The 14,684-nt window shown below is 58.4% G+C and carries 13 protein-coding genes; 4 read left to right on the top strand and 9 right to left on the bottom strand.

What is annotated here, in order from left to right; all coding sequences use genetic code 11:
* Positions 1 to 60: 60 nt before the first annotated feature.
* The gene (locus tag MOQ06_RS11520; RefSeq protein WP_242173051.1) at positions 61 to 969 is read left to right on the top strand and encodes a LysR family transcriptional regulator; all 909 of its coding nucleotides are present in this window, start codon (positions 61 to 63) and stop codon (positions 967 to 969) included.
* Between the two features lie 348 nt (positions 970 to 1,317).
* The gene (gene smrA / locus MOQ06_RS11515) at positions 1,318 to 1,881 is read left to right on the top strand and encodes a DNA endonuclease SmrA (RefSeq protein WP_242173049.1); all 564 of its coding nucleotides are present in this window, start codon (positions 1,318 to 1,320) and stop codon (positions 1,879 to 1,881) included.
* Positions 1,882 to 1,917: 36 nt separating this feature from the next.
* Here smrA and MOQ06_RS11510 read toward each other — a convergent pair whose 3' ends face one another.
* Positions 1,918 to 3,579, bottom strand: a complete 1,662-nt coding sequence (locus MOQ06_RS11510) for a methyl-accepting chemotaxis protein (RefSeq protein WP_148418817.1) — start codon at positions 3,577 to 3,579, stop codon at positions 1,918 to 1,920.
* A gap of 145 nt (positions 3,580 to 3,724) precedes the next feature.
* Here MOQ06_RS11510 and MOQ06_RS11505 point away from each other — a divergent pair, with 145 nt between their 5' ends.
* Positions 3,725 to 4,591, top strand: coding sequence for an aldo/keto reductase family oxidoreductase (locus MOQ06_RS11505; RefSeq protein WP_242173047.1), 867 nt, complete (start codon positions 3,725 to 3,727; stop codon positions 4,589 to 4,591).
* 39 nt (positions 4,592 to 4,630) lie between these two features.
* On the opposite strand, the gene MOQ06_RS11500 is transcribed toward MOQ06_RS11505, so the two are convergent.
* A complete protein-coding gene (locus tag MOQ06_RS11500; RefSeq protein WP_148418813.1) occupies positions 4,631 to 4,831 on the bottom strand; it encodes a hypothetical protein in 201 nt (66 codons plus the stop codon).
* A 635-nt stretch (positions 4,832 to 5,466) separates the two neighbouring features.
* Between MOQ06_RS11500 and MOQ06_RS11495 the strand changes: the two genes are divergently transcribed.
* Positions 5,467 to 7,896 (top strand): membrane-bound PQQ-dependent dehydrogenase, glucose/quinate/shikimate family, encoded by a 2,430-nt coding sequence (locus MOQ06_RS11495; protein WP_242173045.1) that lies wholly within the window; start codon positions 5,467 to 5,469, stop codon positions 7,894 to 7,896.
* An 84-nt stretch (positions 7,897 to 7,980) separates the two neighbouring features.
* Here MOQ06_RS11495 and pqqF read toward each other — a convergent pair whose 3' ends face one another.
* The 7 genes from pqqF to MOQ06_RS11460 form a co-directional block, all read right to left on the bottom strand.
* Positions 7,981 to 10,254, bottom strand: coding sequence for a pyrroloquinoline quinone biosynthesis protein PqqF (gene pqqF / locus MOQ06_RS11490; protein WP_242173043.1), 2,274 nt, complete (start codon positions 10,252 to 10,254; stop codon positions 7,981 to 7,983).
* A gap of 5 nt (positions 10,255 to 10,259) precedes the next feature.
* Positions 10,260 to 11,402, bottom strand: coding sequence for a pyrroloquinoline quinone biosynthesis protein PqqE (gene pqqE, locus MOQ06_RS11485; protein ID WP_176610476.1), 1,143 nt, complete (start codon positions 11,400 to 11,402; stop codon positions 10,260 to 10,262).
* Entirely contained in the window at positions 11,389 to 11,667 is a 279-nt protein-coding gene (pqqD, locus tag MOQ06_RS11480; protein ID WP_148418805.1) for a pyrroloquinoline quinone biosynthesis peptide chaperone PqqD, read from the bottom strand. Before pqqD ends, pqqE begins: the two co-directional genes overlap by 14 nt.
* A 2-nt stretch (positions 11,668 to 11,669) precedes the next feature.
* The gene (gene pqqC, locus MOQ06_RS11475) at positions 11,670 to 12,425 is read right to left on the bottom strand and encodes a pyrroloquinoline-quinone synthase PqqC (protein ID WP_242173041.1); all 756 of its coding nucleotides are present in this window, start codon (positions 12,423 to 12,425) and stop codon (positions 11,670 to 11,672) included.
* A 2-nt stretch (positions 12,426 to 12,427) separates the two neighbouring features.
* Entirely contained in the window at positions 12,428 to 13,345 is a 918-nt protein-coding gene (gene pqqB, locus MOQ06_RS11470; protein ID WP_242173039.1) for a pyrroloquinoline quinone biosynthesis protein PqqB, read from the bottom strand.
* A 55-nt stretch (positions 13,346 to 13,400) separates the two neighbouring features.
* Positions 13,401 to 13,472: a pyrroloquinoline quinone precursor peptide PqqA gene (gene pqqA, locus MOQ06_RS11465; RefSeq protein ID WP_002905689.1), complete on the bottom strand. Its 72-nt coding sequence runs from the start codon at positions 13,470 to 13,472 to the stop codon at positions 13,401 to 13,403.
* A 138-nt stretch (positions 13,473 to 13,610) separates the two neighbouring features.
* Positions 13,611 to 14,630 (bottom strand): dipeptidase, encoded by a 1,020-nt coding sequence (locus MOQ06_RS11460; RefSeq protein ID WP_242173035.1) that lies wholly within the window; start codon positions 14,628 to 14,630, stop codon positions 13,611 to 13,613.
* Positions 14,631 to 14,684: the final 54 nt, after the last annotated feature.

Raw genomic sequence — 14,684 nt, 5'->3', positions numbered from 1 at the left:
TTTCCATTAAAGTAGATGACAGTTTCTTTACTCTGATAAACAACGGTTATCGGTCGCGATATGTCATTTCAGATTAAATTTCATCAAATCAGGGCGTTTGTTGAAGTGGCGCGCCAGGGCAGCATTCGCGGCGCCAGCAGGACGCTTAACCTCTCGCAGCCCGCGCTGACCAAATCCATCAAAGAGCTGGAGGAGGGGATGGCGGCACAGCTGTTTGTGCGCCGGAGCAAAGGCGTCGCCCTGACCGAGTGCGGGGAAGGGTTTTACCACCGCGCAAATTTGATTCTGGAAGAGCTGCGCGCCGCGCAGGATGACATCCGCCAGCGTCAGGGCGAGCTTGCGGGGCAGATCAGTATAGGCATGGGGGCAAGCATCTCACGCAGCCTGATGCCGAGAGTGATTACGCGCTTTCACGCGCGGCATCCTCAGGTCAACGTGCGAATTATGGAAGGCCAGCTGGTTTCGATGATAAATGAGTTACGCCAGGGCGAGCTGGATTTTACCATCAACACCTATTATCAGGGGCCGTACGATCACGAATTTACGTTTGAAAAGCTGTTTGAAAAACCGTTTGCCGTTTTTTGTCGGGAAGGGCATCCGGCGACGGGAGCAACCTCCATTAATGAACTTCTGCAATATAGCTGGACAATGCCAACCCCTCGCGGAAGTTATTATAAGCAGCTGCAGGATACCTTTACCCACCGCGCGCAAATACCGCGAATTGGCGTAGTCTGTGAGACCTTTTCTTCCTGTATCAGCCTGGTGGCGCAAAGTGACTTTATCAGCATTTTGCCGCAGGAGCTGGGCTGTGACCCGCTGCTGGCGCACCGTCTGGTGATGCTGCCGGTTGCCGAATCCCTTCCCAAAGCGGCATATTATTTAATTCAGCGACGAGATTCGCGCCAGACCCCGCTTGCCGAATCGTTAATAACGCTATTCAGAAGGGAAGCCGGGAATATTATTTGCTGATAATATCGACAATAAAAAAATAGAGTCTGCCCGACATCAGACAGACCCTACAGTACACACGGTCGTGCATCCTTTCGGGGATCCTACATGTATTATCCCTTTGGCAGGTTTAATAAGTTATAACAGGTTTTCTTTAAAAGAGAAGGGCGTTGAGTGACTGATTTCACGAATTTTTAACGTAAATTATTTTATTTATTAAGGCTAAAATTTACGTTAAGTTTCGATTAAATATTTTTCGGGTTATATTTATATATATTCATCGGGTAAATATTTGCCCTTACCCGGGGTTGTTGAGACCCGTATCGGGCGCAGGTATAGTACAGGCTCAGATGCAGCCGGAGGATTTCCATGAACCCTGACGACAAATCACTTTTTCTTGACGCCATGGAGGATGTCCAGCCGCTGAAACGCTGCGCGGATATTCACTGGCAGCAGAGCCGCAACGCGCGGGCGCGTCAGGAGATCGATACTGAGCAGCTCGACAATTTTCTGACGCTGGGATTTCTGGAACTGCTGCCGCTTGAAGAACCGCTGATGTTCCAGCGTGAAGGGGTACAGCAGGGAGTCTTTGAAAAATTGCGCTCCGGTAAATATTCCCGCCAGGCCAGCTTAACGCTGCTGCGCCAGCCTGTGGAGCAGTGCCGCCAGATGGTGTATTCCTTTATTCGCCAGGCCGGACGCGACGGTTTACGCAATCTGATCGTCGTGCATGGTAAAGGGCGAGAGCAGAAGACTCACCCGAACGTGGTGCGCAGCTATCTTGCGCGCTGGCTGACCGAGTTTGACGAGGTGCAGGCATTTTGCGAAGCGCAGCCGAACCACGGCGGCAGTGGAGCATGCTACGTCTCGCTGCGTAAGTCAGATGACGCGAAGCGGGAGAACTGGGAGCGCCACGCCAAGCGCAGCCGCTGACCGGGCAGGCGAGCGATATGCCCGCCCACCCGTCACTCAGAAAGTTTCCCAGTTAGCGTCTGACGCGTTCGCCCCTGCCGTTGACGGGCGCAGCAGTACGGGCGTTTTTACGTTTTTAGGACGAGATGCAGTGGCTTCCTGGGCGTTCAGCCTGAATGCCGCCACCGCCTGGCGCAGCTGTTCAGACTGATCCTCCAGCGCCGCTGCCGCGGTTGCCGACTCCTGTACAAGCGCGGCGTTTTGCTGCGTTACGCTGTCCATCTGCGAGACCGCCAGGCTGACCTGCTCAATACCCCGGCTCTGCTCGTCAGATGCCGACGAGATTTCACCCATAATATCGGTGACGCGGGTTACGGCGGCGACGATCTCCTGCATGGTCGCACCCGCCTCGCTCACCTGTTCAGAGCCCGTATTTACCCGGCTGACGGAGTTCTCGATAAGCCCCTTGATCTCTTTTGCCGCCTGCGCGCTGCGGCTGGCCAGCGTGCGCACTTCGCCTGCCACGACCGCAAAGCCGCGGCCCTGTTCTCCCGCACGAGCGGCCTCAACCGCCGCGTTGAGCGCCAGAATGTTGGTCTGGAAGGCAATGCTGTCGATCACGCCGGTAATATGCGCGATTTGCCGCGAGCTGTCGGCAATATCGTTCATGGTGCGCACCACGTTATCCACCACCTGGCCGCCGCGCGCGGCCGTTTCGGAGGCGTTCTTCGCCAGCAGCGTGGCCTGACGGGCGTTGTCGGAGTTCTGCCTGACCGTGGCTGTCAGCTCTTCCATGCTGGCGGCGGTCTCTTCCAGCGAGGCGGCCTGCTGTTCGGTTCGTGCAGACAGGTCGTTACTCCCGGCGGCTATTTCGCCTGCGCCCGTGTAGATGGAGTCCGTGCTGCCGCGCACGGCGCTGACGGTGCGCGCCAGCGACCGCTGCATCTCGTGCAGACCGGCGGCCAGCTGGCCCATTTCGTTGCGTCCGGAAATATCGACGTTTTGCGTCAGATCGCCGCTCGCGATGGTGCGAATATGGTTCATGATGGTCTTAAGCGGTTTTACCAGCAGGTGCTGCAAACCCTGCCAGATCACCACCAGCACGGCGATGACGGTCAGGAAGATCGTCGCCAGCGTCCACTGCATCTGGGTGAAGCTGCTCTGGTTCTCTTCAGCGGCGGCTTTCAGCAGGACGTTGTTTTCGGCGCGCCAGCGGGCGTACACCGCTTCCATATCGTCCTGCGCCTGCTGGGCATCCAGGTCGCCATAGGCCTGATAGTTATCGGCGCGCAGATACTCAATCGACAGGCGCATCACCTCGTGCATGTGATTCCACGCTTTCTGCATCTCTGCGGTGAGCGCGGCGTTCTGGCCGTTAACCTGCGGTATGTCCTGCCAGTTTTTATAATAGGTTTCGGCCCTGGTCAGCGAGGCGTTCGCGGTGCCGAGCAGGGTATTAATTGCCGCAAGGGACGCGGGATCGCGCTGGTTTTTCAGGTAGCGGATCGCCACCCGGGTAACGGTGACGCGCGTTTTAACCAGCGTGTTTACGCTGTCGCTCAGGCTCTCCTGTTGGGCATTGAGCACCCCGGAGTTCTGGAAGTTATGTCGATCGTTATTCACGGCAGAGTAGAACAACCCTCCCGTGACAACTTGCATCAGACAGAATATGGTGAGTGCAAAGATAATACCGGTAATCACGTGCAGATTTTTCAGCATAGCGGTCGTCCGTAAGAGAAGGTGCAGGGTTACATCAATACTATCGTCGTAGCGAATTTAAACTTTAATTTTACTATTGCTTAACTAATGGTTTCGTTGCAGAACCTGTTGTAAATCCGGATCATTTTTCACGAGGAAGGTCAGCATGAGCAGCATTGATAAAAGCGGAACGTTCACGCTCGGAACGCGTACGGTTAAACGATTTGGCTATGGCGCAATGCAGCTTGCCGGGCCTGGCGTATTTGGGCCGCCAAAAGACAAACAGGCGGCGCTGGCGGTGCTGCGTGAGGCGGTGGAGTCGGGGGTAAATCACATTGATACCAGCGACTTTTACGGTCCACATGTGACCAACCAGCTCATCTGCGAGGCGCTTCACCCGTATCGGGATGACCTCACTATCGTGAGCAAGATTGGAGCCCGGCGCGGGGATGACGCCTCCTGGCTACCGGCGTTTTCCGCCCAGGAGCTGACGAAGGCGGTGCATGACAACTTGCGAAACCTGAAGCTGGACGTGCTGGATGTGGTTAACCTGCGGATCATGTTCAGTGCCCACGGGCCGGCGGAAGGATCGATCGCCGCGCCGCTGAGCACCCTCGCGGAGCTGCAGCATCAGGGTCTGGTTCGTCATATCGGGTTAAGTAACGTCACCGCTTCGCAGGTTGCCGAAGCGCAAAAGATGGTTTCCGTGGTGTGCGTACAGAACATGTACAACGTTGTGCATCGCGGCGACGACGCGTTAGTCGATTCGCTGGCGCAGCAGGGGATTGCCTGGGTGCCGTTCTTCCCATTGGGAGGCTTCACGCCGCTGCAGTCTTCCGGGCTACAGGCGGTGGCGGATTCACTCGACGCAACGCCGATGCAGGTGGCGCTGGCGTGGCTGCTGCAACGCTCGCCAAATATCCTGCTGATCCCGGGTACCTCGTCGCTGGCGCATCTGCGGCAAAACCTGGCGGCAGCGGAACTGGTGCTGCCGCCTGAGGCGCTGGAGACGTTGAATTCGCTGATGGATTAGTCCCGGCATCAACGAAAGCCCGGCATCCTTCCGGGCTTTTTATGAGCCCATCTGGCTTTTCTGACGGTGAAGCGCTAACGCTTCCGCCACGATCTCCTGCTTACTTTTACGTGTTTCATACGCCGTAATGCGGATGTACTCCATCAGCGCCGGATCGATACGGGCGCTTAACATCCTCAGCTCTGCCTCCTTTGCTAAACCGCGAGCTACGCGCTTATCGGGATAATCACGGGCTGGCATAGAAAACGTTCTCCAGAAATTGTCTTGTTAATTTGTGCTGTAAAATATGCGCTAGTCTTGTTTGAAAGTCAATGCATAGTGAGAGTGCAGTGATATGGTTTTTATGGATTTTGTGTCTTAAGTCTTGAGTAAGTGTTTAGATAGTGTTTATGTTGTCGACGCCGTGAATTCGCTTTTATGCATAAAATAATATTTTCCGTTTTGATAATGAGCGAATTTGCAGCGCGCTGCATTCTATAAAATGATTAATAATTTCTTCCTGAAACTTACTTCACCTCTATTCCCGTGCCGGGGTAAGGGTATTATCGAATTAAATCTGCTGGCTGAACGCCAGGGTGTAAAAATCTGATGTGATGATGCCCGCTCCGCCGTGGATCCCTGATATTCTTCGAATAAGCATCGGTTGACCGGTCAAATATTCCAGAGCAGAGGAGTTATTTAGCGATATTCAATTATTTCACCCCGATAAGCCCCTGCTATTTCGCTGGTTTTCTTTTCTTCCGACGTAATACATTTTGTCTGCGCGCTATTTTTAATTTATGCTTCGCATACGAACAATTTGTGTTGTGCAGGGCTAAAGCATCGTAGCTGTTAATTTAGCCTTGTTTTATAAAGAAATCAGGAGATTCATTTTTATGTCAGACAATAATCCCCGCACATCCGGCTGGCTGGGGCTGTGGTGCCTGCTGGTCGGTGTGATACTTCTTGTGACGGGGCTGTTTTTTGCCGTCGGCGGCTTTAAGCTCGTTACCCTTGGGGGCAGCTGGTACTTTCTCATTGCCGGTATTTTCATCCTGCTCTCGGCAATTCAGTTTTTCCGCCGGAAGTCCTCCGCCGTGCTGCTGTTCGCCCTGGTGTTTCTTGGCACCCTGATCTGGGCATTTTTCGATGCTGGCGCAGACTTCTGGCCGCTGGTTTCCCGCTTAATGTTGCCCGCCGGGCTGATGCTGCTGGCAGCAGCAACCTGGCCGGCCTTGCGTAAACGTGAAGGTAAATCTTCCTGTGCAAAAGGAGCGTGGGGAGTCTGCGCGGTTCTTATTATCGCCATGGGCGTCACCTTTGTTCAGATGTTTCAACCCCATCCGACCGTGGCCTTCAGCGGCGAAAAACGCCCGCTGGTGCCGGTCAAGGATGATGCGAAACAGCAAAACTGGGATCACTACGGCAACACTGCCGGCGGCAGCCGCTTTGTCGCGCTGGACCAGATAACCCGCGACAACGTGAAAAACCTGAAGCCGGTCTGGACGTACCACACCGGCGACGTTCCGGAAAGCCCGGACGGCAATGGCGCAGAAGATCAGCAGACGCCGCTGCAGGTAGGCGATCGCGTTTTCCTGTGTACGCCGCATAACAACGTGATTGCCGTGGATGCCGATAGCGGCAAAGAGATCTGGAAAGCGGAAATCAACGCCAAGTCTGCAATCTGGATGCGCTGCCGTGGCCTGGCGTACTTTGATGCCACTAAACCGCTGGCGCAGCCGACCGTGGCTGGCTCCACGCCGGTTCTTCCGGCGCAGGTCGCGCCGGGCGCAGCGTGCCAGCGTCGCATCCTGATGAATACCATTGACGGTAAGCTGATGGCCTTAGACGCCGACAACGGGAAGGTCTGCCCTGATTTCGGCACTAACGGCAGCGTCAACCTGCATGAAGGGATGGGCGACGCGTCAGATCCAACCTATGTATTAACGTCGGCCCCAACCCTGGCCGGGACCACTATTGTGGTTGGCGGGCGCGTTGCGGATAACGTTAGCACCGATATGCCGGGCGGGGTGGTACGCGGTTATGACGTGATCACGGGCCAGCTGCGCTGGGCGTTCGATCCGCGTAATCCGGATCCGAACTACGTTCTGAAGCCGGGCGAACACTACAAACGTAGCTCCGCCAACTCCTGGGCTCCTATGTCCTGGGATGCGTCGATGAATACCGTGTTTATTCCGATGGGAAGTTCCTCCGTCGACCTGTGGGGCGCTGACCGTATTCCGGAAGATCACAAATACGCCACCTCAATCCTGGCGCTGGATGCGACTACCGGGAAAGAGAAGTGGGTATACCAGACCGTGCATAACGACCTCTGGGATTTCGATATTCCGATGCAGCCGAGCCTGGTTGATTTCCCGACCAAAGAGGGTAACAAGCCGGCGGTGGTGGTGGGCACCAAAGCGGGGCAAATTTACGTCCTCGATCGCCTGACGGGTAAACCGCTTACGGAAGTGAAAGAGGTTCCGGTAAAACCGGCCGATATTCCGCGCGAACAGTATCCGGCAACGCAGCCGCGCTCCGTGGGTATGCCGCAGATTGGCGCGGAGACCCTGAAGGAATCGGATATGTGGGGGGCAACGCCGTTCGACCAGCTGGCCTGTCGTATCAGCTTCAAATCAATGCGTTATGACGGCCTGTACACGATGCCGGGAACCGATGTTTCCCTTAGCTTCCCGGGCTCGCTGGGTGGGATGAACTGGGGCAGTCTGTCCACGGATCCGAACAACCAGTATATCTTCGTCAACGACATGCGCCTGGGCCTGTGGGTTCAGCTGATTAAGCAGGATCCGCAAAGCGCGGTGGCCAACACGGGCGGTGAAGCCGTAAACGCCGGGATGGGCGCCGTTCCCATGAAGGGGACGCCGTACTCGGTTAACAAAAACCGTTTCATGTCACCGCTGGGCATTCCGTGCCAGAAACCACCGTTTGGCTCCCTGTCCGCCATCGATCTGAAAACGCAGAAAATCGTCTGGCAGGTGCCGGTCGGTACCGTCCAGGATACCGGGCCGTTTGGGATTAAAATGCGTATGCCGATGCCCGTCGGAATGCCGACGCTGGGAGGTACGCTGGCCACGCAGGGCGGTCTGGTGTTCATTGCCGGAACCCAGGATTACTACCTGCGCGCGTTCGATTCGTCTACGGGTGAAGAAGTGTGGAAAGCGCGACTGCCTGTGGGTAGCCAGGGCGGCCCTATCAGCTATGTTTCACCGAAAACCGGCAAGCAGTACATCCTGATTTCCGCCGGCGGCGCGCGCCAGTCGCCGGATCGTGGAGACTACGTGATTGCCTACGCGCTGGATAACTAACCGCGAAAGCAGCCAGGCCCCGTCTCAGTACGGGGCTTTTTTTTGGCGTAAGCACCATGAAGATGAAGAAGGGAACGGTTCAGGTCAGCCTGTGAAAAGCACCCGCCAGCTGCGGCGACGGCGGGCCATCTCGCGGCCCAGCGCGATCGCCTCGTCGTGTTGCAGAGCGTCAATGGCCTGCGGGGTCAGTACCGGTAAACCATAGCGCTGGCGCAGGGCAGCCAGTGCCGTGGCGCTGGCATCCCCCGGGGAACGGATCTCCGCCGCCAGCTTCTGGCGCAATGCGCCGAATGTCGCCTCATCACACTGCGTCAGCTCACGCAAAAAACGTTTACAGCAGCCCAGCAGATTCAGGGGCGAGCGGTCAGGCGACTGTAACGCCAGCAGCAGGCCGTCCCGGTCGGCAACGCGCTGATAGCGACAGCTGACCACGTAGCCAATCTGCTCCTCCACGCGCAGGCGCTGGAAAAACTGCGGCTCACACCACAGCGCCAGCAGCCGCAGCGCGGCGAGCGACGCGCCCGGCGGCAGGGGGATAAACACCAGCAGTGCCGAATCCGCGCTGGCGTGCGGGATTCGTTCGATCCCGCGCGGAAAATCGCCAGGCGGCGTGCCGTCAGCGTTTACCGGCGCGTCAAGCAGGGCAAGCAGCCGGCCTGCCCGGCGCGCGTCCCCGGCGCTGCCGCCGGCTAACGCCGCCAGCCAGCCTTCCGGTGGTGAAGCCGGGACAAGGCGTTCAGGCAGCTGCTGAAGGAGCTGACGGATCGCAATGCCTTCCGCCGCTGGCGCAATAGCCGGTGCGGGACGCGCGAGGCACTCTGCTATTTTTCTGATGATGCGTTCCGCCTCCGCGAGGGCGTCAGGAAGCCGCAGGGTAAGCTGCCAGCTGCCGTCGACCGTTTGCCACTCGCCGCTGCCGCCGACATGGCGTAGCCCGGCAAGGAGAGAGCGTAACTGACTGCCGATCGCCACCCCTTCAGACCAGCCAACGCGAGAATAAAAAGGCCTGCGCAGGACAAGCGCTGGCGGCTGCGTCTGCGGGGACACATGCAGCAGCGGAACGGCTTCGGCGGGCAGCGGTGGCGCCGAGCCTGGCGCTTTCTGCGGGTAGAACGTAAACGCGATGGGCTTATCCGAAGCCCGCTGATGCCGCCAGCGGCGAAGCGGCAGGGCAAAACCCTGGCTGACGATAGCTTCATCGACGTCCATTTTTTTGCAGGCCAGATAAGAGGCTGGCGCCGCCAGCAGATCGGCACAGAAGGCGGAAAAACCGGCGGGCGACGCGCCGGGCGCAAAGCCAAACGCCCGCTGGCGCAGCTGCTCCAGCGCCGACAGGGCGCTAAAACGCTGCTGCGCCAGCCGGTAGTAGTGCCGCTGCTGATCCGCCGTCGTTTGCTGTAGCGCCCGCAGCCAGTGCGTAACCTGCTCGTTTATGGCTTCATGCTGCTCGCCGCCAAGCGTAATCGCCAGCCAGCCGCACTCGTCATCCTGATAAAGCCAGTCTAACCCTACGTCTTCGGCCAGCCCGCGCGCCCGTAGTCCGGCTATCAGGCTGCCGGGGGCGTCGTCGAGTAAAAATTCCCGAAACAGAGCGACGTTGTCATTTAACCGGATCGTCGGGCAGCGCCACAGGGCGGGGCGCTCCGCCACCGCCAGCTCATACTCCGCTGGCGCGCTAAGGCGCAGCGGCGGCGCGGCTTCAGGCGCTTCACCTGAAGCAAAACCTGCCGCAAAGGTATGGGCAAGTCCGGCTAAATCATCCAGCGCCTGCGGCCCCTGTAGCCACAGCTGCAGCCGCCCGGCCACATAGTAGCGGCGGTGAAAGTCGCGCAGGGCGGCCTGAAGCGCCTTTGCGTCATGGCCCAGGGAGTCCTGGCTGCCCACCTGAAAGCGGCGAAACGCCGCCGGTGCATCCATCGCGTGGCGCGCCGCGGCTTCGCGCCTTGCGCCATCGTGTTGCTGGATGAGCCGGTTTTCCGCATCAATGACCGCAACTTCACGCTGAACGTCATGCAGCGAAAGCAGCGGCGACTGCAGCATATCGCGCAGCCGCGCCACGCCGTCGGACAGGCTATCGGCGGCAACGTCGAAGAAAAAGGCGCAGTGGCGTGCCAGCGTGGTGGCATTAACGCTGCCGCCCTGGCGCTGGACCCAGGCCATTAGCCGCTCGTCGTCCTGATAGCCCTGACCGCCGCGGAACAGCAGGTGCTCAAGTAAATGCGCCAGCCCGGCGAAGCGCTGCGGCTCGTGATGGCTTCCGGCGCTCACTCGCGCCAGCGCCGCCGCGCGCGTCGCCTGCGGCTGATGAACCAGCGTCGCCCGGATGCCGCCTGCCAGCTCGACGATGCGGGTGTCCATGGACCTCAGAGTTCCCGGGTTTTGTAGATGAGCTGGGAGCGGGTACGGTTGCGGAACTGTAGCTGGCCGATTTTCATGTCGCTACAGGCCGCTTCGCGCCGCGCCTCGAGGATTTTATGGTGATGCGGCGATTTGCTGCACACCGGATCGGCGTTGTCCGCGCTGCCGGTAAGCATAAAGGCCTGGCAGCGGCAGCCGCCGAAGTCCTTCTCCTTTTCATCGCAGGAACGACACGGCTCCGGCATCCAGTCAAAGCCGCGATAGCGGTTGAAGCCGAAGGAGTCATACCAGATGGATTCCAGGCTCTGCTCAAGCACCGAGGGAAACTCCACCGGCAGCTGGCGCGCGCTGTGGCAGGGCAGCGCCGTCCCTTCCGGGGTGACGCTGAGGAAAACCGAGCCCCAGCCGCCCATGCAGCCTTTCGGCCGTTCCTCATAATAATCGGGCGTGACGAACAGCAGGTTGGTCAGATTGCCCGCGGCAGCCATTTTCTGACGGTATTCGGCAACCACCCGTTCAGCGCGGGCAATCTGTTCCCGCGTCGGCAGGAGACCCTGACGATTAAGAAACGCCCAGCCGTAGAACTGGCAGGTGGCAAGCTCAACGTCGTCGGCGTCCAGTTCGATGCACAGCTCGATGATTTTATCGATCTGATCGATGTTATGCCGGTGGAGGACGAAGTTGAGCACCATCGGGTAATCGCGCGCCTTAACCGCTTTGGCCATCGCCAGCTTCTGCTGAAAGGCTTTTTTATTCCCTGCCAGCGCGGCGTTGAGCACCTCATCGCTGGCCTGGAAGCTTATCTGGATATGATCGAGACCGGCCTCGCTGAACGCGTCAAGCTTGCTTTCCGTCAGGCCAATTCCCGAGGTAATCAGGTTGGTATAAAAACCCAGATCGCGGGCGGCGCGAATCAGCTCAGGCAGGTCTTTACGCGTGAGCGGTTCGCCGCCGGAGAAGCCCATCTGCACGCTGCCCATTGCCCGCGCCTGGCGGAAAACCTCGATCCACTGTTCGGTGGTGAGCTCCCGATCCTGCCGGGCAAAATCCAGCGGGTTAGAGCAGTAGGGGCACTGTAGCGGGCAGCGGTAGGTCAGCTCCGCCAGCAGCCACAGCGGTGGATTGACGGCGGTTTTATTCTGGCTCACGGAAAATTATCCACTTCTGCTGGTAAGCAATTTGCAGGAATTCAACGACGTCGTCATCGACGCCGCCGGCTTCCGGGAACCGCTCGTTGAGTTCGGCAATAATCGCTGCCGCATCGCGCTGGCCGTCAACCAGTTCGAGGATCGCGGCCGCGGTTTCATTAAGTTTAGCCATCCCTTCCGGATAGAGGATCACATGGCTGTCCTGAGCGGCTTCCCACTGCAGGCGATAGCCACGACGAAAGGCGACGATTGCGTTCTTTTTCATGCTTATACCAGTCGGGTTGTGTGCCAGGCCGCTTTGTCGGTGACCGTGTGATAGGGAGGGCGCTGCAACGCGTAGGCCATGGTCATTGCGTCAAGCATCGTCCACAGGATATCGAGCTTGAACTGCAGGATCTCCAGCATCCGATTCTGCTTTTCTGCGCTATCGCAGTAGGTCTTCGCCAGTTCCAGGCCATGCTCAACGTCGCGGCGGGCCTGGCTGAGGCGGCTGCGGAAATAAAAATAGCCTTCCTCTTTGATCCACGGATAGTGTTGCGGCCAGCTGTCGAGACGCGACTGGTGAATTTGCGGGGCAAACAGCTCGGTCAGCGAGCTGCAGGCCGCCTCCTGCCAGCAGGCGCGGCGGGCGAAGTTAACGTAAGCGTCAACGGCGAAACGGACGCCGGGCAGCACGTGGCGTTCGCTGATTAAGTCGTCGCGGCTGAGCCCTACGGCTTCGCCCAGCTGAAGCCAGGCTTCGATACCGCCGTCATGGCCGTTGCTGCCGTCATGGTCGAGGATCCGCTGCACCCACTTGCGGCGCGTGTGCGGATCGGGGCAGTTTGCCATGATTGCCGCGTCTTTCAGCGGAATGGTGGTCTGGTAGTAAAAGCGGTTCGCCACCCAGCCCTGGATCTGCTCGCGGCTGGCCTCGCCGTTGTGCATCGCGATATGGTACGGATGGTGGATATGATAGTAGGCGCCTTTCGCCCGCAGGGCGTGTTCAAACTCTTGCGGCGACAGCGTTTCGCGAATGTGCATAGTTAGTCCTGAAGCGTAATGTTCATCCCGTCCCAGCTCACCTCTATTCCCTGCTCTGCGAGGGCGTGACGCTGCGGCGATTGCTCGTTAAGGATCGGGTTGGTGTTATTAATGTGAATCAGAATTTTGCGCCTGGCCGGCAGGGAGGCCAGCAGCGCCATCATGCCGTGTTCATCCCCGAGCGCCAGGTGGCCCATGTCGCGACCGGTATTGCGCCCGACGCCGGCGGCCTGAAGCTCATCGTCCTGCCAGACGGTGCCGTCAATCAGCAGACAGTCCGCCTTGTTAAGCCACGGCAGGATGGCATCGTCGGGTTCGCCGAGTCCAGGGGCGTAGAACAGCGTCTGGCCGTTACGGCGGTTTTTGATAAACAGCGCCACGTTATGGCCCGGCAGCGGGCGGTCGCGCCACGGGGAATAGGGCGGCGCGTTACTGGCAATGGGGACAGCGGTAAACTCCAGGTCCGGGCAGGCTTCCACGCTAAACGGGCTGAGCGGGGCGATGGGATGATGAATCAGGCCGCCGTTCCAGTGCTTTAGCATGGTAAAAACCGGAAAACCGCTGGAGAGATCCTCATGCACCTCCGGCGTACACCATACGTGATGCGGGCATCCCTCGCGCAGGCTGAGCAGCCCGGTGGTGTGGTCAATCTGGCTATCGGTAAGGATAATGCCGCCGATATGCGTCCCGCGCAGAACGTCTTTCTTATTCAGTTCCGGCGTATGCGCGATCTGCTGGGCGATATCGGGGGAGGCGTTACACAGCACCCACTCTTTGCCGTTATCGCTGACGATGATGGACGACTGGGTGCGGGGGGTAGCCTGGATGGTGCCGTTGCGTAAACCCTGACAGTTGGCGCAGTTACAGTTCCACTGGGGGAAACCGCCGCCGGCGGCGGAGCCGAGGACTTTAATAAACATGGAGATGGACCAGGTAGTCAAACGAAAATGCCCGCACGGATGGCGGGCAGAGCGATTAGCGGTTGGAAATGTACAGCGTCACTTCCAGGCCAAGGCGTAAATCAATAAAAGCAGGTTTCTTCCACATCGTTTTTTCCTCTATAAAAATACGGCACTAACACCATCGTTTGTGCCGGTTTTGTGATAGCCATCAAATAATGCGCTACAGAGGGGTAAAGCTCAACCCGCAAAATGTAAGGAATTAACTTAACGTTTACAATACAACCTATTGTTGCCAAACATTTTTTAATACCTTTTGCCAGTTGCCCCACAGCAGCTTATCCAGCATTAATTGATCATAGCCGCTATCGCGCAACGCGCTGATTAGCCGCGGTAAACCACTCACGTCGCCTAACTCATCAGGCAGCGTAATGCCGTCAAAGTCCGATCCCAGCGCGACGCAATCGTCACCCATGATGTTAATAAGATAGTCGATATGGCGAACAATAGCGCTCAGCGGGGTGTCGCTATCGCGTTTACCGTCGGCGCGCAGAAAGGCATTGCCGAAATTTACGCCCACCACGCCGCCGCTGTTGCGGATAGCCAGCAGCTGCCGATCGGTTAAATTACGCGGCTGCGGGCACAGCGTGTGGGCGTTGGAGTGGGTGGCGACCAGCGGCGCCGAGGAATGGCGGGCGGTATCCCAGAACGCCTTTTCATTCATATGCGAGACGTCAATCAGCATGTTCAGGGCGTTAGCCTGCCTGATGAAGGCGATACCTTCCGGGGTGAGTCCAGGACCGCTGTCCGGGCTGCCGGGAAAGGCGCCGTTTACGCCGGTGCCAAAGCGGTTAGCAATATTCCAGAATGGACCAATGCTGCGCACGCCGGCGGCATAAAAAGCCTGCAGGTCGTCTCCGTCACTGTCGAAACCGCCCGCGCCCTCAATATGCGCCACCATCGCCAGCACCTTGTCCTGACGGCAGCGTTCAATATCAGCCGCGCTCAGGCACAGTCGCGCGCGGCCAGCAGATTGCGCGACGATCTGCTTAAGGATCGCCAGCTGCTGCCAGAGAATGTCGACCGGCTGCCACGGCTCGTCGGCGTGCTGCGGCGCCATGCGGGCGATATACGCCTGCGGCGGCACGAAGAGGGCAAACAGCCCGCCGGAAAATCCGCCCTGCTGCATGCGCGGATAATCGAGGTGCCCGTTCCCGATGCCCGAAAAGAAGGCCGTGACCGGATCCTGGCGATGGTGAAGCCAAAGATTAAGCAACAGGTCGTTGTGACCATCAAAAATCGCCATAGCGCATCCCACTGTGTTGTTGCTAAGAGAGTTGCCCGGCACGATAACCGATTT

Source organism: Enterobacter sp. I4 (genome assembly GCF_022669095.1).
Lineage (GTDB): Bacteria > Pseudomonadota > Gammaproteobacteria > Enterobacterales > Enterobacteriaceae > Enterobacter > Enterobacter pasteurii.
The sequence above is the reverse complement of the archived record's forward strand: the minus strand, read 5'-3'. Positions and strand labels throughout refer to the sequence as shown.

Bases quoted from the DNA above. Each gene is read 5' to 3' on its own strand.
- MOQ06_RS11510 (WP_148418817.1), bottom strand. From the start codon at position 3,579: ATGCTGAAAAATCTGCACGTGATTACCGGTATTATCTTTGCACTCACC.
- pqqF (WP_242173043.1), bottom strand. From the start codon at position 10,254: ATGGACACCCGCATCGTCGAGCTGGCAGGCGGCATCCGGGCGACGCTG.
- pqqD (WP_148418805.1), bottom strand. From the start codon at position 11,667: ATGAAAAAGAACGCAATCGTCGCCTTTCGTCGTGGCTATCGCCTGCAG.
- pqqB (WP_242173039.1), bottom strand. From the start codon at position 13,345: ATGTTTATTAAAGTCCTCGGCTCCGCCGCCGGCGGCGGTTTCCCCCAG.
- MOQ06_RS11505 (WP_242173047.1), top strand. From the start codon at position 3,725: ATGAGCAGCATTGATAAAAGCGGAACGTTCACGCTCGGAACGCGTACG.
- smrA (WP_242173049.1), top strand. From the start codon at position 1,318: ATGAACCCTGACGACAAATCACTTTTTCTTGACGCCATGGAGGATGTC.
- MOQ06_RS11500 (WP_148418813.1), bottom strand. From the start codon at position 4,831: ATGCCAGCCCGTGATTATCCCGATAAGCGCGTAGCTCGCGGTTTAGCA.
- MOQ06_RS11495 (WP_242173045.1), top strand. From the start codon at position 5,467: ATGTCAGACAATAATCCCCGCACATCCGGCTGGCTGGGGCTGTGGTGC.
- pqqC (WP_242173041.1), bottom strand. From the start codon at position 12,425: ATGCACATTCGCGAAACGCTGTCGCCGCAAGAGTTTGAACACGCCCTG.
- MOQ06_RS11520 (WP_242173051.1), top strand. From the start codon at position 61: ATGTCATTTCAGATTAAATTTCATCAAATCAGGGCGTTTGTTGAAGTG.
- MOQ06_RS11460 (WP_242173035.1), bottom strand. From the start codon at position 14,630: ATGGCGATTTTTGATGGTCACAACGACCTGTTGCTTAATCTTTGGCTT.